Below are 22,375 nucleotides of genomic sequence, written 5' to 3' on the forward strand. Positions count from 1 at the left end.
TTCTAGACTTCTTCAAAATAAGTATCTGGGTCCTCAGGATTATAAAATTCATTTATCCAGAAAATAGTAATTAATTCTTCTTGACCAATATTCTTGATATTATGGGTAAACCAAATGGGCATATCTACAAATGATGGTTCCTCGCCATCAAGTTCAAAATTATAAACTTCTTCGGTTCCAATTCTGCGTAATTGTATGAGTGCTTTTCCTTTAATTACTGCAAATCGTTCTATCTTTCTTGTATGAAAATGGTTACCTCGAGTAATACCTGGAACAGTAGTGGAGAAAGACACTTGTCCACCAATATTTAGCTTGATTAACTCTACAAATACGCCTCTTGGGTCTGTATTTTTTTTGAATTTCTTTGGATAGAGGCTTCTGAATTCAAAATAAGTCCTAAAAGTATTAAACAAGTCTAATTCAAACTTTGAGCCAAATGAAGGTATTTCGGCGTTTTGATGATACTGGCTTTCAAATCCTTGTAATATGTTAAGAATTTCAGAGACCTTTATCTCTTGGGTATGGGCAATGGTAAGCTTAGAGGCCGAATATCTTTCCTTTACTAACCTTATAATCTCTCCTACCAAATCTCCTACATATATTAGCTTTATATCTCCATCAATATCTATTTTGGGATGAATACCTCTTGAAATTTGATGACAAAAAGTAGCTACTACTGAATTATAATTAGGCAAACCAAACGGACCAAAAACATTGGGTATTAAGAGACCGGTAAATTTGCTCCCAGCTTCCTTAGCCCACATTTCTAGCAACTTCCTTCCTTCCTTTTTTGACTTACCATACATATTATCCCTCTCTTCTTGAATCGAAGAGGACATCAATACATGTGGTTTGGCGTTGGTCCGATTTAATGCATCAATTAATTTCTGAACAAGAGCGATATTGGTATCAAATATAACTTGGGCATCTGCATGGCGATTCATCGCAGCTAAGTGAACAATGATGTCACAGTTTGACACAAAAGTATCTAAACCAACTTCATCTGTAAAATAACACTTCTCAAAATTTACGAGCTCGAAATCAGTACAATACTTTATAGTTTGGGTTAAATGATACCCCACAAATCCATTTTGACCTGTTACACCTATTCTGAGCATATGCTATTCTGGATATTGTTCAATTTCATAATTGCCATATATATCTTTTTGAATTATTGGTAATTTTGACAACAAAGTTTTCATCCCTTCCACATCCAATCTGCCTGTATTGTGAGAGTGATATTCTTCATGTTTGGCCAATTCTGGTGTTCCCTCTGAAAAGTATTGGTTATAATTTAAGTCACGGTTGTCAGCAGGAATCCTGAAATAATCCTTCATATCTTCTGCCTTAACCATATCCTCTTTATTAACCAAAGTCTCGTATAATTTTTCACCGTGGCGTGTTCCTATAACCTGAATTGGATTATCAGCCTCATACATTTCTAGTAAAGCTTTTGCCAATACCTCAATGGTGGCAGCAGGAGATTTTTGAACGAATAAATCGCCTTGGTTGCCATGCTCGAAAGCAAATAACACCAAATCAACTGCATCTTCCAAGGTCATCATAAATCTTGTCATATTGGCATCGGTAATGGATAGGGGTTTACCTGCCTTTATTTGATCTATAAAAAGAGGAATCACAGAACCCCTAGAAGCCATTACATTGCCGTACCTGGTGACACAAAATATGGTTTTAGAATCGTCCAAATTCCTTGATTTTGCTATAGCTACCTTTTCCATCATAGCTTTAGAAATTCCCATGGCGTTTATAGGGTAGGCAGCCTTATCGGTACTCAGCACTATTACCTTTTTTACCCCATGCTTTTCAGCAGCAGACAATACATTGTCTGTACCAATGACATTGGTCTTGACCGCTTCCATTGGGAAAAATTCACAAGATGGTACCTGTTTTAAAGCCGCAGCATGAAAAACAAAATCGACTCCTTTAACAGCAGACTCCACACTTGCTATATCGCGAACATCTCCAATATAAAATTTAACCTTCGGATTATTTAGTCGTTTCCGCAAATCGTCTTGTTTTTTTTCATCTCTACTGAAGATTCTAATTTCTTTAAAATGCTGGGTATTTAAAAACCTTTTTAAAACAGCATTACCAAATGAACCTGTACCACCGGTTATAAGTAAAATTTTACCTTTCAACATTATCTTTCAATTTTTAAAAATCCTATTACGAAAACAAAGGGAAATAATGCAATAATTGCTGTAGTCAAAGTTTTAAAATTTCAAAGAATTACTTGGACAAGATTACTTTTTTTAGAATGAAGTTTTCGTCTTTTGAAATTATTTCTGCAAAAAACTTTGCTCCGTTTTGTGTTAGATGCCTACAATCCTGACTTATAAATTTACAGTTTGATGTAAAAACTGGTAAAGTACCTTTTGCATCCATAATCATAGAAACTAAATCAATATACCTCGGACCCCATTGTTTCTTCAATAAATTATTCTTATGATAATATTCATCTTCCATTAAAACTCGTTGAAAACAATAATCTTTATTATTCAATTTATTATTGTAAAAAAAACCATTATTTGAACCAAAGTTTTTTGTGCCTATATTCCAAATAATTGATGAATTAAGTTTATATTTATTTTTCAAAATCAAATAATCATCAAAATCGAGTTCAGAAAAGAAAATATAGTTTGCATTATTTGCTTTGTCTTTAAAATATGGAGTAAATTCCATTTTTTCAGTGTAGGAAATTTCAATAAATTTATTATAAACAGATTCTATTAAAACATTAGCCCAATCCCGGGCAAAACTATTTCCAATAATCAAAATTTTAATCTTTTTAGAAGTAAATTTTTTATCTAGACTATAAATTCTGGAATTATACTTTATGTGTGGATTTTCCTTAATATTAAGACTCAAATTAAATATATTTGTTTCCTTCTTGTAAATATCCAACTCAGGAACATCTCTTAATATACCACCTTTTGCGTAGATATATAAAGACAATATGGTTGAAAAGGTAAATAATACGGTACATATATATATAACAGTCCTATTTCTGATTAAATCTTTGTTTCTAAATATTTGTTCTATGTAATAGTAAGAAAATGTGGAAAGTATCAAAATTAATAATGTTATATAAAACACATCTAAATAGTTCATCTTAACAAGAACGAAATATCTTGCATATGAAAGAACTATTTGATGCCACATATACAAACTAAAACTTATTTTACCAATCCACACAATTAATTTATTTGTCAGGACAAATTTTAAATGTTGACTTCTATTATCTGTAAAAACTAAAATACCCAATGAACTAAAACAGACTAAAACAATCTTTATGGAAGGTAGAACTGAAAGATCAGCAGATAAAATAACAATTAGTAAAATCAAACAGAAAAATTTTATTTTATCAAACATTTTTCCATTTGGCATCGTGATAGCACCGATTCCTCCTAAGGATAATTCAAAAAAGCGAGTATGGACAAGATAAAATCTATTTGCTTCGTTAGATGTTAAATAAAAAAAGAATGATAAAATAGTACTAAGAACTAAAAAAGGTAAAATATACTTTTTGAGATTTCCTTTAAACAAAATAAAAATCAATGGGTAAAATAAATAAAACTGTTCTTCAACACCTAAACTCCAAGTATGCATTAATGGCTTATAATCATTAACTAAATCCCAATAGTCACCAGTGGTTATTAATAATAGTATATTATTACTAAAGAAATTTGTAGCAAAAACGGACTGAGCCAAGTTTTCCAAATCATCAGGTAACATAACAATAATTCCTACTATCAATGCAGTGATAGTCGAAAATAAAACTAGAGGGATAATCCTTCTTATTCTTCGTAAATAAAATTCTTTTATAGAAAACCTATTTTCTTTACTTTCCTTAAAAATTATTTTTGTAATTAAGTAACCACTGATTACAAAAAAAACATCCACACCCAAGTATCCATTAGGCATAAATCCCAAATGAAATAGAATTACTGCCGAGACAGCGATGGCCCTTAATCCATCAATATCTAATCTGTATGTGGCTTTTTTTGAGAGCATAATGAATATCTAAATTTTATATACTATAATTGTTTATAAAAAAAGTTAAAAAAACAAAGCATTTTTATCCTTATTGTTTGGATAATTAATTAATACTGCTTTGTATATGCCTTTAAAAACAAACAAACTACCTGCTGCAACTCCGATAACTCTGTGTTTTCTAATTACTCTAGCGATGTCATCTAAGGAGCCAGCTCCCCCTAATACTGTCATTGGAATAGTAATAGCCTGTCTAATTTTATCAATAATTTCAAAATCAAAACCTCTCATGACGCCATCATTGTCAATCGAGTTAATTACTAATTCCCCAGCACCTAATTCTTGCAGTTCCTTTGCAAATTTAACTGGGTCTTTTCCTGTTTTCTTTAATCCATTATAAATAACCACTTCGTACCCACCAAATACTTTCTTTTTTACATCAATTACAACAATCACACTTTGTACTCCTACAACTGCGGCTATTTTTTTTATAATTGTAATATCTTCAACAGCTGCAGAACTTAGAGCAATTTTCTCTACACCTAAACTAAATATTCGTTGGGCTTGCTCAACTGTTTTTACACCCCCTCCGTAGCAAAGAGGCATTCGACACTCGGTGGCCAAATTTTCAATCATTTTATAGTCAGGCTCTCTATTTTCAGCTGAAGCATCAATGTCTAATACCATTAGTTCATCTACCTCCTTCTCATTGAAAATCCGTACGGCATTTATTGGGTCACCTACATATTTCGGGTCTTTAAATTTAACGGTTTTTACCAATCCTTTGTCTTTTACCAATAAACATGGAATAATTCGAGGTCTTAACATTAGTTTATATTTGCGAAGTTCTTTAACAATTCAATGCCATTGCTATGGCTTTTCTCAGGATGAAACTGAACCCCATATATATTGTCATTTCTGACCGCACAGGTAAATTCACCTCCATAATCGGCAGTAGCCAAAATATTGCTTTGATTGTTTGCACTGAAATAATAAGAATGCAAAAAATAGAACAAGGGTTCTTCTACAATATTGTTAAAAATTGTATCATGACTTAAAGGCTTTACATCATTCCATCCCATATGCGGTAAGTGAGGTTTATGAATAATTTTTGATTCGTCAAATCTTTTAACTGAACCTTGAACCCATCCCAATCCTGGAATTTTCCCTTCCTCACTGGAGTTCGCTAAAATCTGCATCCCTACACAAATACCCAAAACAGGAATTTTTTCTTTCAAAACCAAATTATCTAAATCGTCCCGCATACCAGAGGCATTGAGTTGAGACATGGCATGATCAAAGGCTCCTACACCAGGCAAAATTATTTTGCTAACACCTGCTAAGTCTTTACTGACTTTAGCAATTTTTATTGATACATCAAGTTTCTTGTAAATGTTTACAAAAGCATTAATATTACCTAAACCATAATCAACTATTACTATCATCTAAATAAACGTTTTTCCAAGCCCAAAAATCTCATGACTTTGGCACCCATGTCAATTAGGAATTTCTTGTTTTTATACTCCTTATAGGTTTTGTTAGGAGCGTCAAAAATTGCTTGCAATTCATCTACTGTTAAATCCAACTTATTGGCCACATATTCAAATTCTTGTCTTAAAAATGCTTCATCCATTTCTGGTTTTGAAATACGCTCTAAGGCTTCATCTCTGGTCATCTGTCCAGTAAGTATTAAGCTTGAAAAATGAGCCCTCCTTTTTTCATATCCAAATTTCTTCGGGAGCCAATAATCTTCATAAAATCTGGTAAACCGAGACTCATGGTGTTTGTGTTGAAACTTCTCCCATCCGAATTTATCTTTCAGTAACTTTTCAGCATCGGCTTTCACATAGGGTAGCAAGTCCAAAGGCTTAAAAACTTGCATTCCTAGTACGTATCGATAATATATCTTGTATGATAAAATATCTACTAAGGGAAAGGTTTTAAGAGGCCTTTTTCCGAACTTATTGTGAATATCTTTTACAAGCAAAGTATCAATCCCTGCGTAACCTCCCCATTCCTCAGGTTCTCGACAACACTCTGTAGATATATTAGACCCTGTTAATACATACTTTATCTTGTTTTTCTTAGCAAACTTGTAAAGAGCAGAGAAAAATGCGTAATCTTGTGGTAAATCTTGGTCAGAAATTTGTGACTTAAGAAATGCTACTTGCAAGTCCTTCATCTCTTCCCAGTTTATTACTTCAGTGTATAAATCGAGGCTTAATCCATCTATAAGTTTCTCTATGTTTCCAACAGCCTGCTGAGTGTTCCAGCCAGCATCTACGTGAAAAACCAATGGCCTTAAACCCATTATTTCCTTCGCTACATAAATAGCATAAGAGCTATCAAGTCCACCACTCAAACCCAATATACAATCAAAATCTTTCCCAATGCCTTCATTCTTAATTTTATTGGCAACTTTCATTAACTCAATAAATCCCTTCTCATTTGGATGCCAATTGGGTAACATGACATTATGGAAATTATGATAATAATCGCTGACACCACTTTCATCAAAAATAATATTTGGATCACTAGTATCCATTATTGTTTTAGTACATATTTGATATTCTCTCATCATACACTTTATGTTTAGGACAAATATTCAATTATTGAATATTATTCCAAATAGTATTTAATTAATAGTTTTTTGAAGCTAATAATGAATCTATTTTCTTTGCCACTATTAGATTACCCTCATTTCCAACATGACAGAAATCGATATATATATATCTCTTATTATCAAATATTTTCGTAAAATCATATAAGTATGGAATTTCTCCTTGTTTTTCTTTCAAAATACTTTTAAATAATATTTTGAAATTCAGTTCCTCCTTTTTATTCACATTATTTAGGTAATTTCTTAAATGGCTTTTTTCTGGATTTCTAAAATATAATACTGGTTGCAAAATTGCATAAAATTGCCCCCCATTTTTTTCAACCAAATATTTCATAATTGATAAATTATTGGAAATTGAATTTATTATTTTTTCCAATTTTACCGAGTTACAATCGCATTCAAAATCATAATCATCAGAAGAGTTATTGTTTTTTTTAAAGAAAAAACTCCACAGCAACTCTATATTTCCAAAAAACAGGTATTTGGGATAGGAAATTTCTGTCCTGATTTTTTCATTAAATGTATTTTCGTAAATATGACTATTTATAGAGATCGCCTTCCTGCACAAATTTATTTCATTTACACCAAAATAAAATACAGCTATATCTATCTGAGTACCTGTATTTAATAAATTTATTAAAGCTTCCAATGTTTGCCTTGAGTCATAGCCAGATTCACCCAAATTATAAACATTATAAGAATTAAAATTAGTGGTTTTTTTAAATAATGTTGGAATCGTGTTAGCATCATCCACTCCGGTTCCCCACATAGTTGATCCTCCAAAAAAATACACTTGTTTTTGCCCTCTAATATTCAACCTTTTAGGATCGTATCTTTGACCATTCTCATCGATATGAACAGTTATCCCATTATAAGGTTTTCTTTGCCATTCTATATAGGACTTATATTGTGTCTGTAACCCATTGAACTCGTCAAAAATTAATTTTGCATATTTTGAGTCTTTATATACCGGCAATAAATGCCTAGTTTCCAAAGTAGGCCTTTTTAGCATTCTCAAACCGAACCACGATAAAAAATTTACAAAAATCATAAAAAAAGCAATAGTAAATAAGCTGAAAATTAGATTTCGCAATAAGTTTAAAACCCGCTTATTTATTTGAATTTTAATAATTTCAGCAAATCTCATTAAGTATTTCACTAAGTTTTTCAGAATGATATTTTCTTGAAAATATTTCAATGTTAGTTTCGCTTAATTTTGGGAAACCTTCGTCTAAAAATAGTTTAATTTTAGAAGCTATTTCTATAGGATTTGAAGGATTACATACACCATGAGAATGATTAATTGAATCTAATAATTTCGAACATGCTCCATTGGTTTCAACGCAAGCTATTATAGGCAGTCCAACGCCAATATATTCAAATATTTTTCCAGTCAAATTTATTTCATCTCCAATTTTTAGAAACATTAAAGAAGCATCCGCACTAATTAAATACTCTAAAGCTTCTTTATGAGTCAAATATCCAGTGAAACTGATTATATTCTCAAGCTTTTCTGAAATAACTAAATCAGTTGCCCACTTCAATTTGTCGCCTACAAAAATTATCTCCAATCTTTCTTTATAAATAGTTTCCAAGGAGCTAATAGCTTTTATGAAATTGAGATAGGTTTCTCTTCTATCAACATACACCGCACCAGAATAAACAATTCTAATTTTGTTATTTAATCTTACTTTGGGAACCAAATTTATAAAATCCTCAGGATCAAATCCGTTCGTAATTACCGTAATTTTATCATTCAAAATTGGATACCTATCAGAAAGAATTTTCCTTAATGAGTCTGCATAAACAACTATTTTTTCAGCTCCGAGTATAATTTTTCTTTCAAAATATGAATGATATTTCTTATGAAAAATGGAAGGATAATGCGTATAGGGATCATCTGTCCATCCATCTCGAAAATCTAATACATATGGTATTCTATTCTTTTTAGCGAGTTTATATGTTACAAAAGCATTTGATGGCCCAGGAAATGAGCCAAATATTACATCTGGTCGGTTTTCTTTAACAATATTTTTGCCTAGTCTAGTAGCAAAAGGAATCCATCCATTATATCCATCAGGAAGTAAAATCCAATTCCTTAATGTCCTATAGAGACCGACATACCAAGCATCTTCACTAACCGAAATGGTTTCCTTTTTAAGGCTTTTATTACTTTTAAACTTGCCAAATAAAGCTCTGATTTTTGTGGAAACACTTAAAGGGTCAATGGAGTCTGCCCTATAGATCACGGTTTCATCACTCAATTCTGACAATAATGTGGAATCATAAACGTAATAATCTCTTTCTTTAACTGTCAATACATTAGTTCTCCACCCTAGTCTACTTAAATACTTTAGAAATTTGAGATTTCTTTGAATTCCTCCTCCACCTATAGGTGGAAAATCGTAGGTAATCATTAGAATATTCTTTCTACGCATATATTTCACTTAATAATATCAATAATTTTATTTGCAGTATTGCCATCTCCATATAGAGAAACGTAATTTTCCGGCATACTCATTAAAGTTGTTCCTATTTGAGAAAGATTATCATATAATAAGGTATTCCACCCAGAATTTAGTGTTTCTATCCATTCAGTATCCTTTCTAAGTGTAACACAAACTTTTTTCATCCAATAAGCCTCCTTTTGCATTCCTCCACTATCAGTTACTAAACCAGATGATTTTTCCAAATAAGACAAATTAACTAAATAACCTTGAGGTTTAATAAAGTTTATATTTTTATAATTCTCAATCTTTAGTTTGAATGAATTCATTAACTTTTCAGTACGAGGGTGAATTGGAAATATAACTTTTTTATCTAAGTCGTTTAAATTTTGTAAAACTCTTTTTAACCGATTCTCATCATCAGTATTAGAAGGTCTATGTATAGTAGCATAATAATATTCAAAATCGATATTTAATTCTTTAAGCCATTTATTACATGTAGCCATAGTAACAATATCTTTCATAATATCACCGCATTCAAAAATATTTCGAGTTATACCTTCTTTATTTAATTTAGAAATAGCATCCTTACTGGAAACAAAAAAGTACTCACTCAAATGGTCTGTTAGTACTCTATTAATTTCTTCAGGCATAGTACGATTATAACTTCTTAGTCCAGCCTCTACATGAATAATGGGAATCATGAGCTTTGCCGCAGCCATGGCACCTGCAATTGTTGAGTTTGTATCTCCATATACCAATAGAAATTGAGGTTTTTCTTTGATTAAAACATCCTCAATAGCAATCAGCATCTTTCCCGTTTGTTCACCATGCAATCCACTACCAACATTTAACATATAGTCTGGTTTAGACATACCTAATTCGTCAAAAAACACTTGACTCATTTCTGAATCATAATGTTGGCCAGTGTGTACAGTAACAAGTTCAATTTTATCTTTTGCCGCCTTTTCTAGAGGAAAGTGCTTAATAAATTGAGGTCTCGCACCGATAATTGCTACAATTTTTTTCATATTTTTTTTGAAATTAACCTCTCCTTGTCAAAAATAAAAAACTTGACAAAGATGTAAAAAAGTAAAAATCCATTACTAAATAAAATACCAATTAAGCCTGCATTAAATAAATTAAAAAAGAAAAGAGGGATTACTGAAACTAACGCTAAATCATTTAGTTTAATTAACGACCTTACAAACTTACCTATAAAAAATGAAAATAAAATAACACCAACAATTCCAAAGTTAATGTATGCTTCAACAACAAAAAACTGATTGGCATTCCCTGTTCCTTCTCCACCAAACTGACTTTGGTATAAATAACGTTCAAAATTCATTCTCTCGCTTCCTTTAAAGAATGCAATCAAAGAACTTGTGTTACCAAAAAAAAACTGACTATTAAAATCAGTAAGAAAAACTCTAATTCCATCAAGAGCAGTTATGACTGGAATAACTGCTGATCTCCAAAAAATACTTTCAATTATCCCTTGTGGTGAATATAATATTGAGAATAATTCAGCATCACTATCATAATCACGCCCTGTATTACCTGTCAGGAAAAACATGATTGCCAATAAAAGAATTATTGTTCCTAATCCTTTAATAAAAAATATTATCTTATTGGTCGATTTTAACAAAAAAAGAAAAAAAATTGGTATCCCTAATTTTAGAAAATATGCCTTTTCAAGAAATGATATTGAGAATAACAAAAATAAACCTGCAAATAAAAATTTATTTTTATGGTTTCTCTGAAAGGCTAAAGAAATAAAGTAAGGAAGAAAATAAGCATTTATTAAGCCTATAATATATCCTAATGATGCTTCCCAGCCAACCCTAGTTTTCAAAAACTCATCTCTATTTCTTGATAAATCATCACTCGAAGAACCTTTAAAAGATTCTATTATAGGTATATTAGGTGCTGTTGCAAAAACAATCAAAATAAAAAATAAAAAAATACTAAAAAGAAAAAAAATACTAAAATTAAAATTAATTTCAATTTTAGGTAAATTAAAGTCTAAACCAAAAGAAGTATTTAATGCAAATAAATATGTTAAGACAGAAATTATTGTTAGTTTAGATAACATTTGAACAAACTCAGGAAACAGTTCATAAACAAAAACATATGGAATCAAAACATATGGAATAATAAACATGAATATGTATAAAATCGAAAAAGTTAATTGAATTTTATTTAAACTCATTTACACATAAATTTAGCCAATTAAATACTACTCGTTTTTTTTTAAATTAGAATCAAAAACCTTAATCACCTTTAACATTAAAACAAAGTAAATTGAATATAAAATTACTTCATGAGCAACATAGAGCCAAAGTAAGCATTTAATACTAAAAAAAATACCACAAGAAAAAACTATTATTGAAACGATGAAATAACTTGTTTGCCAGCCTGCTAATGTTTTTAAGTTATTAGTTGCAAGGAAAATTGTACTTAATGGAGAGACAATAAATTTAATAAAAGCCCCAATTGATATGATCTCAACATATTCACCTGCAGAAACCCAATCCTTTCCAAAAATAACTGTAAAAATTTCAGCCCCAAAAAAAAATATTGGTGTAAATAAAGCAAATGAACAAAGTAAAAGAATCTTAGTTGTTTTTAAAAATGCTGGAAATAAGTTTAATGTTTCAGAATTAGATATCTCTGAAACATTACTAAAATAAATTTGCCCAATCGCTACGCTTATTACAGATGTAGGAGCTGTCAATGTTCTATTTGCAAAAGAATAACTCCCTACAATTTGAGAATTATAGTACTTTGAGATAAAAAAAACAGGTGCTTGACTTGCTAAGGTGTTCATTAAGCTTGTTGGCATAACAATCTTAGGATAATCAATATACTTTTTACCAACACTCAACATATTTTCCCAATTTAAATAGGATGAAAAACTGATGAAAGTATTTATTAAAGGCCAAACAGCAACAACATTTCCTATGACAAAGCCAATAACTAATCCATTTTTTTTAAATCCGAAACTTCCAAGTAAAATACTTATTGCTACCAAAGCAAGACTTTGAGAAACCTTCGAATAATTAATTACGTTGAATTGTTTTTTTCTTGTTAGCCAATAGCCAAGAGCTTGAAAAATGCCTGTAAAAAAAATACTTATTGGTAATAAAAAAATATTTTCAAACAATCTTAATCCTAAAAATGGAAAATAAGAATATAATAAAATAAATAAAAAAATTAAACTGGAAAAACAAAAACTACATAATATTAATAACGAATAGATATTGATAGCATTAGAATCCTCTTTCGGATTTAGTATTGCCATTTCGTAAAGCCCAGTCGAGAATATACAAAGTACTGCATTTATCGCTATAAATAACCCTAAGTTTCCAAATTCAGATGGGCTATAAATTCTGGTTAAAATAGGGCTAAATACTATTGGTATAAATTGAGCCATACTTGTCCCAGATATTAATAGTAAAGAGTTCCTTAAAAAATCACTCTTCATTTTATTTGTTTTGCCATTTTATTTCATAAAAAATTGAAATATTTATTACCCTCTCATTTTACTAACTATTTCAATTGCCTTTTTACAATCTTGAAGACCGAATCCGTTTCCATTTAATATTTCTTGGTAACTTAATGTATGTAATTCTGTAAAACCGTCAGAAAATTCAATCTCCTCTCCTTCCATCATAAGAGTCCTGAAAGTTCGCTTTCCCTGCAACTTTACCTCTAAAGGAATTTGGTCATAATCAATACTCAAAAACCAATTTATTCTTGCATTTTGTAATCTTAAATAACCAGAAATAGTGTCTTTCAAATTTAAATCAACAGAAACTTCTTCTACATCACCAAAAACCCAGGTTAGCATGTCAAAAAAATGAACTCCAATGTTAGTTGCAATTCCACCTGACTTTGAAAGATCTCCTTTCCAGCTTCGATGATACCATTTACCCCTTGAAGTAATGTACTTTAAATCAACATCGTAAATTTTATCTTTTGGCCCATTAAGCACCCTTTCTCGTAATTCTATGATACTTTTATGTAATCTTAATTGCAATATTGTATATACCTTATTACCTGTTTCCTGTTCAATTTCTTGCAAAGCGTCTAGATTCCAAGGATTTAATACCAATGGCTTCTCACATATTACATCACACCCAGATTTCAAACCAAATCTAATATGGGCATCGTGCAGATAGTTCGGAGAACAAATACTCACGAAATCAATTGGATTCTTTTCTCTTCTTAGTTTATCAATATGCCTATCAAAACGTTCAAATTCAGTGAAGAAATCAGCGTCCGGAAAATTACTATCCATTATTCCTACACCATCATATGGATCATATGCAGCAACTAACTCATTCTTTGTGTCCTTAATGGCTTTCATGTGTCGAGGTGCGATATAGCCAGCCGCACCAATTAATGCAAATTTTTTCATCCCTTTTTTAAATCCTTTATAAACTGAAATAATTCTATATCTCCTTTTTCTAAAACATAATCTAATACACTTTTCCCACTTAAGTCTTTAACCTCAATGTCAGCCCCATTATCATAAAGCTTTTTTAAAAAATTAAAATTTCTATTTATAAATACTTTTGTCTTAGCATACATAAAAACAGTAGTTCCTTTGTGATTTTTTGAATTAATATCTGCACCATAATTCAAAAGAATATCAAAACAATTATAACTATGATTGAATGCAGCTACAATAATCAAATTCCATCCAGTATTTACATCATATTTATTAATATCTTCAAAATTAACAATAGCCTCTTTGAGGGATTTATGGTTATCATTAATGCAATAGTCCAAGAGTAACAAAAATTGAAATTCATTTTCCATTAATACTAATGTATTTATCAATAATATTTAACGTTTCTACTTCAAATTCAGGAGACATTTTTTTATTATAAGGCCCATAATCCTCCAAATTTTGAAAAAAACAGTTCATGGCTTTTTCAATTGCATTTGGAATCATGTCTAGCTGCAAATCATAAAGCCTCTCAGACAAATCTAGTATCGTATCAGATTTGAAAATCGGAATATTCTTTACTTCAATAATTTTACCAGCATCAATTTTAGAGTCAATGATATGAGAGGTTACCCCCAAAGGTAGACCATTAAAGATGGACCAAAGCATTGCATCGAGACCTCTAGCCCCTGGAATAACGCCTGGATGAAAATTAATAATGCCTTTATTTAGGCATTCAATAATATTTCCTTTAATAATTCTTGCACCAGATACTATCCCAAGGTCATATTCATTATGTTTCAAATCATTCCTTAATTCTTCGCTATTATGTGGTAGAACTTTGTACTTTATACCAAATCTTTTAGCAATAAGTGAAGGATGGACTAATCCTTGATGACTAATTTTAGTTTTAACCGTAGTTGGTGAAATGTTTAGATTTACAGCATCAGCAGCATAAATAGCCGCAATCTCGTAACCTTCAGATAGTATTCTAAAAATAAAATCCTGTGTTTTCTTGTGAGGGAAATTATATGAAAACATTACTATTTTAGGCATGGCTATCAAAAAACATTCTAATTTTATCAACAATAAACTCTAATTGATTTTCTTGAAATTCTGTATGAATTGGTAATGAAAGTACTTCATCACATAATTGCTGAGAAATTTTTAAATCTCCAACTTTCTTTCCTAAATCTTTAAATGCACTTTGTTTGTGAAGTGGTTTGGGATAGTAAACCATTGAAGGTATACCATATGCTGCCAAATGTTTTTTTAAACCATCTCTTAGGCCATCTTTTACTTTTATAGTGTATTGATGAAATACATGTGTTGAATTAGGTTGTCGGAACGGAATTTGAAGATTTGATATCTTATTCAGGTACATGTCATAATAATCTGCAACTATATTTCTTCTTGCTTCAAAATCACTTAAATGTTTTAATTTAACTCTTAAAATAGCTGCTTGAAGCCCATCTAATCTAGAATTTATACCTATTACATCATGAACATATTGTTGAGACTGTCCGTGGTTGGCTATCATTCTGATTTTTTCAGCCAATTCCAAATCATTAGCAAACAAAGCTCCTCCATCGCCGTAGCACCCCAAGTTTTTGGAGGGGAAAAATGAGGTAGTGCCTATATCACCAATTGTTCCTGCATATTTTACAGTACCGTCTGAAAATGAATATTTTGAACCTATAGCTTGTGCAGTATCTTCAATTATCGAAATATCTTTTCTACGAGCAATTTCTAGGATAGGTTCCAAATCTGTACATTGTCCAAAAAGATGAACAGGCACAATTAATTTGGTCTTGTTTGAAATCGCTTCTTCAATTATATGGCTAGTAACATTAAATGAATCGGGATCAACATCAACCATTACTGGTTTTAAACCTAAAAGCCCAATTACCTCTGCTGTAGCCACATAGGTAAAGGCTGGCACTATTACTTCATCCCCTTTTTTTAAATTTAAAGCCATCATTGCAATTTGCAATGCATCTGTTCCATTTGCACAAGGAATTACTTTTGAAACATTTAAGTAATTAGCCAATTCTTCCTGAAAATTTATAAATGCATCCCCTTTTATAAATTGGCAAGAATCTAATATTGATTTAATAGCTATATCTATATCCTTCTTTAATCTCAAATATTGATTTTTTAGATCAACCATTTGAATAGAATCTATCTTTCTATTCATCCTATAATCTATTTTTAGTAATTGTATTAGGTAATACGGCCTTTATATCATAAATAACCCCATTATAAACTATCAATTTAGAATAGTCCAATTCTAGAAATGAATTATGAGCCACAGTTAAAACGACAGCTTGATAATTGGAGCAAGGCATATTTATTAAATCAATTTCATACTCATGTGCAACTTCTTCTTTATTTGCCCAAGGATCGTAAACATCCACTTCTAACCCAAAATCCTTCAACTCATTGTAGATATCTATTACTCTTGAATTTCTTATATCAGGACAGTTTTCTTTAAAAGTGATTCCTAAAAGTAAAATTTTACTTGAAGAAATATTTAATCCATTCTGAATCATCAATTTGATCAATTTATTAGCAACATAGATTCCCATATTGTCATTTATTCTCCTACCAGCTCCAATCAATGCTGGAAAATAACCCAAACTTTCTGCTTTGTGAATCATATAGTATGGATCTACCCCTATACAATGACCTCCTACTAAGCCGGGTTTAAACTTTAAAAAGTTCCATTTACTTCCCGCAGCTTCCAAAACATCATTGGTATCAATATTCATTCTTTCGAATATTAGGGCCAATTCGTTTACAAAAGAAATATTGACATCTCTTTGACAATTTTCAATTAACTTTGCTGCTTCTGCGACCTTTATAGAGTTGGCCTTAAAAGTACCATTTTGAAGAATGGAATTGTAAAGGTCATCGACAAAGTTGGCAATTTCAGGTGTACTTCCTGAAGTTATTTTTACAATGTTGGTAAGGGTTCTTTCCTTGTCTCCAGGATTTATCCTCTCCGGAGAGTATCCGCAGTAAAAATCTTGATTAAAGCTAAGTCCACTTACATTTTCTAAAATAGGAACACAGTCTTCTTCCGTACAACCTGGATATACGGTAGATTCATAAATTACGACATCCCCCTTCTTTAAAAACCCTCCTGTTAGTCGAGATGCAGATAAAATCGGTGTTAGGTCAGGTTTTTTAAAATTATCAATAGGGGTAGGAACCGTAATGATATAAACATTACATTCGTTCAAGGAATCTGCTTCTGAAGTAAATTTTAATAACTTAGAGTTGGTTAAATCTTCACTTTTCGCTTCCTTGGTTCTATCAAATCCATCCTTCAGTTCCTTTATTCTGTCAATATTAATATCAAAACCTACGGTAGAATATTTTTTCCCAAATTCTAGAGCTAATGGTAGTCCTACATATCCTAATCCAATTATTCCAATCTTTGTGTTCTCAATTTTCAAGCGAATATCAATTTATAGTTTTTACGAATTAATAATGATACTATAAGTGCTACAACAGCACCCATTACCATTGCCCCTAATATTATTATGCTCTTCTTTGGCTCACTTTTTAAATTAGGAACCAGAGGCATTTCTAAAATTTTTATCACTGGAGTCTCTTGCTGCATTTTAAGTTTTGCTTCCTCATATTTTTGCAAAAGTGTATTATAAAACGAAGAAGAAATTTTGTAGTCGGCTTCTATCCGTTCTCTTTGCAAATCGGCAGACTTCATTCTCAGTGCTGAGGAAGGCATCTGATCGGTGTAAGTAGCCTTTTTGCTTTGAATATTATAGTATTTTCCTTTTGCGGCAGCGAGTTGGTTTTCTAAAAAATCTAAATCACGCTTTTCCTTTTCAGTTCTATAAGCTATGATATAATCTGTCAAATAATTCATACTAAAGTGAGTAACATTTGCAGCTACTACTGGATCGGGCATCTTAACAGCAATACTGATAACACCACTTTTTTTATCATAAGTACAGATTATTCTTGTTTTTAGATTAATTATATTTCTTTCAGTCTGTCTATTTAAAGCTATATAATTTGAACTTATTGGAAACCTTAAAATTTGATCTTCCTTATTTAATTTCCCATTTAAGATTTCTTTAAAATAATAATCTTGAAAACTTAATTCGTTATTATTTTTATCTTTGATTTTTTCCTGAAACAATCTTAAAAAAAAAGAAGTAGACTTTAGGACATCTGGATACAAATCAGGCCTAATGGCATCTGCTCCAGAACTAACACTACTCAAATCAACACCAGCGAGTGCAGCTAAACCAGCAAACTGTCCGATTGATCCACTTTTACTCTGTATTTCAGGCAATAGTTTACCTTCAGTTTTAAATTCTTCCTTTAATGAAAATGAGTAGAAAAACCCAGCTATTGTAAAGAAAAAAATTATACCCATGATTATCCACTTTTCTCTTTTCAGTGTTAGCCAAAAAGCTATGAAGTTTATTTTTACTAACTTAGGTTCTTGTTCCATATGAAAAACTTGAATCTTTATATGAGAATTTATTTACAGGCTATTGATTAGGAATAACTCTTAGAACAATTGAAATGAGAACAGTAGCTATGGAAACTACGGCAGAACTCACAGCAATCCTTTCGGCAGAGGTCCATCTTTGCTTTTTATACAAAGGCACGTAAATTTCGGCACCATTCTCAATCTTGGGGAAAGTTTTGATTCCAGCAAAATATTTGGTTTTGCTTATTCTACCGTTACCATATTTTACATATATTTTTTTTACATAAGCAGAATCGTTTGTACCTCCAGCCAAACTTACATAATCCTGAAGCTTAAGTGAAGGCTCGTATGGCACAGTGATAGGATTGTATACATTACCTATGATGGTAACGGTTTCTTTCCTTCTCGGAATGTCTAAAATGTCCCCAGGGTTAAGCAATAAGTTCTGGTTGCTGCTTTTCTCCGAAAATGCTTTTTTGAGGTCAATGCCCATTTGGATGCCGTTTCGGGTAAACTTGGCACTCCCCAAATCTGCTTGGCCTTTGGTACCCCCTGCTTTTTCTATGAGGTCAGAAATGCGTTCTTTTTTATCGTTAAGCGTGTAAGGGCCTGGATAATTTACTTCTCCTGAGATGGTGACAGTTTTTTGTTGTTCATATTGCGACAATTTTCTCACATATATTCTATCAAAAGCTTGAAGCAGCATATTTTTGTCTTTTTCTAATATACCTAAGGTAGGGCTTACGTCTATTTTGATAATCTGTACGTTTTGATCGGCATCTCCTCCATCCGCTTTTACCCGTCGGGCAATTTCTATGCGTGAAGCATTGGCCCCATCTTTAAATCCTCCGGCCAACATGATGGCATCGGATACCGTTAGGTTATCTACAAAATTAATCACGGATGGTTTATTGATTTCACCGTCTAATTGTATGGTCCTCTTTTCTCTGAGTTCTTCAAAAGATTTTATCAAAAGGGAGTCGTTCTTTTGCAATAGAATATCCGTACCCGATCCATCTAAAATTTGGGTAAGATTTAAAGGTATAAGCTCAGGGTCTGCATTGGGTCTTTCTCTGTACAACAAAGCCCTTTCTTTAAATGCCTCTGGCTTTAAGCCTTCCGCTTGGGCTAAAAGCTTTTTGATGGTCATGTTGGTTTCTAGCTCATATTTGCCCGCTCTAAAAATGGCTCCTGATACACTTACTTTGTTTTCGTATCTTTCTAAAAGAGAGTCAACGACTATCATATCTCCCTTGTAAAGTACAAACTTAGCATATTCCTCTTTTGGTACTGTCAATATTTTCTTTTCGGTATCTGTGGCCCTGTCTATTCTGATAGCCTTGGCGTAAGCCATTTCGTTGAAACCACCCGCAAATGCAAGGACAGCACTTAAATTATCCCCATTTTTAAGTTCATAAATCTTGGGATTTCTCACTGCTCCATTGATAGTAACCCGTTTGTCTACATAAGGTATCAAAACCACATCTTGGTCTATCAAGCCAATGTCGTCGGTCAGATCGCCTCTCAATAGAAAATCGTACAAATCTAAAGTTTTGACTTTTTTGCCTTTTCTAAACACCTCAATGTTTCTCAATGAACCAATATCTGTAGGTCCACCTGCAGCATACAGTACATTAAAAGCAGTTGCCAAAGAAGGAACCGTATAGGTACCCGGAAAAACCGCCTCGCCAATCACCGTCACTTTTATGCTACGAATTTTGCTCAAGGTCACATCGGCACTGAGTCCTCCACTGCCCAATCCTCCAAAAAGGGTTTTGAGACGTTGGACAATCTTTATCTTGGCTTGCTCCAGCGTTTGCCCAGCCACAAATATGGGGTTGAGGTTTTCAATTTTTATGTTGCCATCGGCATTGACTTTGGCATCGTAATGGGCATAAGCATAGCCTGTGATATCAATACTCAACTCGTCGTTTGTACCCAACACATAATTTCTTGGCGTGGCAATATTGAGATTGGGTTCGAAATTTAAGGTTTGGTTATTGAAAATGTTCAAGCCAAATATTTTCATTCTTTTGGCTTCGGCAATTACATCTATAATTTGTTTTTTATTATCTCTGTTTGAAGTTTCAATTTCGGTAGAATCTACTGATCGTGCGAGGGTGGGCTTTACTACCGTGGTTTTTTTGTTGGCTTGCAAAGCCTTTTCCTTAAATTTGGCTATATCACTGGCGGTATAACCCTTCGCAGCGGCAGCCATCATCAATTGCTCCTCGGTCATGCCGCTCGCTTGTGCCTGCTGCATAAACTTTTTGACCTCCTCATCCGACAAATTATCCACAGATTGGGCAAATGAAACCCATGAAATCTGCAATAATAAGAGTACTAAAAAACTTTTGATAATATTTTGAAACATAGATTTGATTCTGCTTGGATTCACTAAAATATAATAAATTAATACAAAACTACTAAAAGACTTAAAATAAAGGGCTTATAAATTCAAAAAAATACGGCTTTTCCACAGCTTCGCCCTCTCAGTCACATTTTCGAGACTTGTTTTTTTGTTATTTGTTACTGGTTATTGGTTACTGGTTACTGGTAACTTATAAACCTTATTTATAACTCGCTAAAATCTTTCGATTTACAATTTCTTACTGCTCCGTTCGTTTGTCAGTTCGAGCGGTATTTGAGAACACATTTTCAAATATTTAGACTAACTAGTTCTTCAAAGCATCTCAGTGTGCATCTCGACTACGCTCGATGTGACACTTCTCGAAACCTGCGGTCGCAATTTCATACAGATTATCATCTGCATTTCATTGTGCTCGATGTGACACATCTCGAAACCTGCGGTCGCAATTTCATTCAGATTATCATCTGAATTTCAATGTGCTCGATGTGACAACCAGTGTGCTCGAAGTGCCATTGTTCTCAATACAACTCAACACTCACAACTCGTAACTCGTAAACTCCAATAACTAATAACTAATAACTAATAACTAATAACCAGTTTAACAATAACCAGTAAAAACAACCAATAACCTACTCCGCTCTTTCCAATATCATCTGATCTAGCTTTACTCTTAAAACCAGACCAAGTCCTTCTAAGGTCATGACCAAGTGTTTGCCTTGTTGCTTTACAATTTTGGCTTCTTGGTTGATAAAACTTCCTGAAAGTATCCTCACTTTCTGCTCTGCTTTATAATGATCTACCTCCAACACGTCATGATCAAAATCGTTGAGCCAGCGTTTAATTTCTGCTATTTCTTGATTTCTGACTATAGCTGGTGCACCACACCAATAGATATATCTTACCACACTAGACACCGCAAAAACGGCCGCCCTGTTGGCTTCAGTAATATTTACAAATAAATAAGAATTGAATAAAGGAACCTCCACAATTTTCTTCCTGTCAGACCATTGCTTGGTTTGTAATTTCAGGGGGCAATAGGCCTCAATACCCATCGATTGGAGCATTTCAGCTGCTTTTTTTTCATGCCTGGGTTTTGTGTAAATAACATACCAGCTGCGGGTAGAATTTTCACTGGTATGGCTAATGGTCAAATTATCTTTGTTATGGGTATCCATTTTTTCTCAAAATGCACTTACAAACGCAAAGGTATAAATTTTAGCTTAATTGTAATAACCAATCTTTCTAATTTTGATTATTCGGCAAAAAAAAAGCCCATGAAAATGAATGCATGGGCTTTCTGTGGTTAGGCATCTTCGTTGACTTTTTTACGCACTTTTCGCTTTATTTGCGATTTTTTAGTGCCTCCAGCCATCTGATACTGATTGGAGTCTTTGCCAAATTTGGCTGCCACTCCAGTGAGAATTCGTTCTGAGAAATCTCTTAGGGCTTTCTCTTTACTTTCCAAGTTGTTTTTGAGCTCATCAGCAACCGAAAGATGCGTATTGTAGGTGTTTAACACCGCTTCTACATCGTCAATAGCTGTTTGAAATTCAACAACTGTAAGACCGTTACCTAGGTCTAAATCTGTGGCAATGGATTTCAATCCTGAAATCCTTTGTACCGCTTGTGCCATAGCCACGCTGGCTTTCTTTCTGTAGCTCATTGTTTTAGCGTATAAAAAGTTAAAAAAAACCGGTACGCAGTATATGAATATCAAAAGAAATGACGTAGTATTGAAATTCGAACTTCAATGTACGCATTACAAAGGGTCTTTTTCCTCGCGAGAAAAAGGCCTTTTTTTGTGTTCAAAACACTTTTGTTACCGAGCTATACAAATACTTATAGCCTAAACTAAAAATGGAAAAATAACTTAGAAACATTGCGAACCTAGTTTAGAAATACATTTGGTATACAACCAAAGCTCAAAACCTGATTGGAAACAATATTTTGTTAATAAAAGAATTGCTCTATTAAGTTTGAAAGTTTTAATACATCA

General features: G+C 32.4%; 20 protein-coding genes. All 20 read right to left on the reverse strand.

Annotated features, from left to right (window positions below; all coding sequences use genetic code 11):
- Positions 1-2 precede the first annotated feature (2 nt).
- On the reverse strand, positions 3-1,118 hold the full coding sequence (locus EGI24_RS12660; protein ID WP_255048788.1) for an NAD-dependent epimerase/dehydratase family protein: 1,116 nt from the start codon (positions 1,116-1,118) through the stop codon (positions 3-5).
- 3 nt (positions 1,119-1,121) lie between these two features.
- Positions 1,122-2,162: a polysaccharide biosynthesis protein gene (locus EGI24_RS12665; RefSeq protein WP_255048789.1), complete on the reverse strand. Its 1,041-nt coding sequence runs from the start codon at positions 2,160-2,162 to the stop codon at positions 1,122-1,124.
- A gap of 88 nt (positions 2,163-2,250) precedes the next feature.
- A complete protein-coding gene (locus EGI24_RS12670; RefSeq protein WP_255048790.1) occupies positions 2,251-4,035 on the reverse strand; it encodes an acyltransferase in 1,785 nt (594 codons plus the stop codon).
- A 45-nt stretch (positions 4,036-4,080) separates the two neighbouring features.
- Complete coding sequence (locus EGI24_RS12675) at positions 4,081-4,842, reverse strand: AglZ/HisF2 family acetamidino modification protein (RefSeq protein WP_255048791.1); 762 nt, start codon at positions 4,840-4,842, stop codon at positions 4,081-4,083.
- Positions 4,842-5,459, reverse strand: coding sequence for an imidazole glycerol phosphate synthase subunit HisH (hisH, locus tag EGI24_RS12680; protein ID WP_255048792.1), 618 nt, complete (start codon positions 5,457-5,459; stop codon positions 4,842-4,844). The genes EGI24_RS12675 and hisH overlap by 1 nt, the downstream gene beginning before the upstream one ends.
- Positions 5,456-6,595, reverse strand: coding sequence for an N-acetyl sugar amidotransferase (locus EGI24_RS12685; RefSeq protein WP_310586085.1), 1,140 nt, complete (start codon positions 6,593-6,595; stop codon positions 5,456-5,458). Before EGI24_RS12685 ends, hisH begins: the two co-directional genes overlap by 4 nt.
- Positions 6,596-6,653: 58 nt before the next feature.
- A complete protein-coding gene (locus tag EGI24_RS12690; RefSeq protein WP_255048793.1) occupies positions 6,654-7,628 on the reverse strand; it encodes a hypothetical protein in 975 nt (324 codons plus the stop codon).
- A 139-nt stretch (positions 7,629-7,767) separates the two neighbouring features.
- Entirely contained in the window at positions 7,768-9,072 is a 1,305-nt protein-coding gene (locus tag EGI24_RS12695; protein ID WP_255048794.1) for a glycosyltransferase, read from the reverse strand.
- A 5-nt stretch (positions 9,073-9,077) separates the two neighbouring features.
- Positions 9,078-10,112: a non-hydrolyzing UDP-N-acetylglucosamine 2-epimerase gene (gene wecB, locus EGI24_RS12700; RefSeq protein ID WP_255048795.1), complete on the reverse strand. Its 1,035-nt coding sequence runs from the start codon at positions 10,110-10,112 to the stop codon at positions 9,078-9,080.
- Complete coding sequence (locus EGI24_RS12705) at positions 10,109-11,293, reverse strand: O-antigen polymerase (RefSeq protein WP_255048796.1); 1,185 nt, start codon at positions 11,291-11,293, stop codon at positions 10,109-10,111. Before EGI24_RS12705 ends, wecB begins: the two co-directional genes overlap by 4 nt.
- A 27-nt stretch (positions 11,294-11,320) precedes the next feature.
- Positions 11,321-12,568 (reverse strand): oligosaccharide flippase family protein, encoded by a 1,248-nt coding sequence (locus EGI24_RS12710; protein ID WP_255048797.1) that lies wholly within the window; start codon positions 12,566-12,568, stop codon positions 11,321-11,323.
- Between the two features lie 45 nt (positions 12,569-12,613).
- Positions 12,614-13,504, reverse strand: a complete 891-nt coding sequence (locus tag EGI24_RS12715) for a Gfo/Idh/MocA family protein (protein WP_255048798.1) — start codon at positions 13,502-13,504, stop codon at positions 12,614-12,616.
- Positions 13,501-13,908 (reverse strand): ankyrin repeat domain-containing protein, encoded by a 408-nt coding sequence (locus EGI24_RS12720; RefSeq protein WP_255048799.1) that lies wholly within the window; start codon positions 13,906-13,908, stop codon positions 13,501-13,503. Before EGI24_RS12720 ends, EGI24_RS12715 begins: the two co-directional genes overlap by 4 nt.
- Entirely contained in the window at positions 13,898-14,593 is a 696-nt protein-coding gene (locus EGI24_RS12725; RefSeq protein ID WP_255048800.1) for a formyltransferase family protein, read from the reverse strand. Before EGI24_RS12725 ends, EGI24_RS12720 begins: the two co-directional genes overlap by 11 nt.
- On the reverse strand, positions 14,586-15,734 hold the full coding sequence (locus EGI24_RS12730) for a DegT/DnrJ/EryC1/StrS aminotransferase family protein (RefSeq protein ID WP_255048801.1): 1,149 nt from the start codon (positions 15,732-15,734) through the stop codon (positions 14,586-14,588). The genes EGI24_RS12725 and EGI24_RS12730 overlap by 8 nt, the downstream gene beginning before the upstream one ends.
- A 1-nt stretch (position 15,735) precedes the next feature.
- Positions 15,736-16,998: a nucleotide sugar dehydrogenase gene (locus tag EGI24_RS12735; RefSeq protein ID WP_255048802.1), complete on the reverse strand. Its 1,263-nt coding sequence runs from the start codon at positions 16,996-16,998 to the stop codon at positions 15,736-15,738.
- Positions 16,995-18,026, reverse strand: a complete 1,032-nt coding sequence (locus tag EGI24_RS12740) for a Wzz/FepE/Etk N-terminal domain-containing protein (protein WP_255048803.1) — start codon at positions 18,024-18,026, stop codon at positions 16,995-16,997. Before EGI24_RS12740 ends, EGI24_RS12735 begins: the two co-directional genes overlap by 4 nt.
- Before the next feature lie 40 nt (positions 18,027-18,066).
- Positions 18,067-20,382 carry an SLBB domain-containing protein gene (locus tag EGI24_RS12745; protein WP_255048804.1) on the reverse strand — a complete coding sequence of 772 codons (2,316 nt, stop codon included), beginning with the start codon at positions 20,380-20,382 and terminating at the stop codon, positions 18,067-18,069.
- A 626-nt stretch (positions 20,383-21,008) separates the two neighbouring features.
- Entirely contained in the window at positions 21,009-21,554 is a 546-nt protein-coding gene (locus tag EGI24_RS12750) for a UpxY family transcription antiterminator (protein ID WP_255048805.1), read from the reverse strand.
- Between the two features lie 128 nt (positions 21,555-21,682).
- Entirely contained in the window at positions 21,683-22,042 is a 360-nt protein-coding gene (locus tag EGI24_RS12755; RefSeq protein WP_255048806.1) for a hypothetical protein, read from the reverse strand.
- Positions 22,043-22,375 lie beyond the last annotated feature (333 nt).

It is taken from the genome of Lacihabitans sp. CS3-21, from assembly GCF_024343675.1.
Taxonomy (GTDB): Bacteria; Bacteroidota; Bacteroidia; order Cytophagales; family Spirosomataceae; genus Leadbetterella.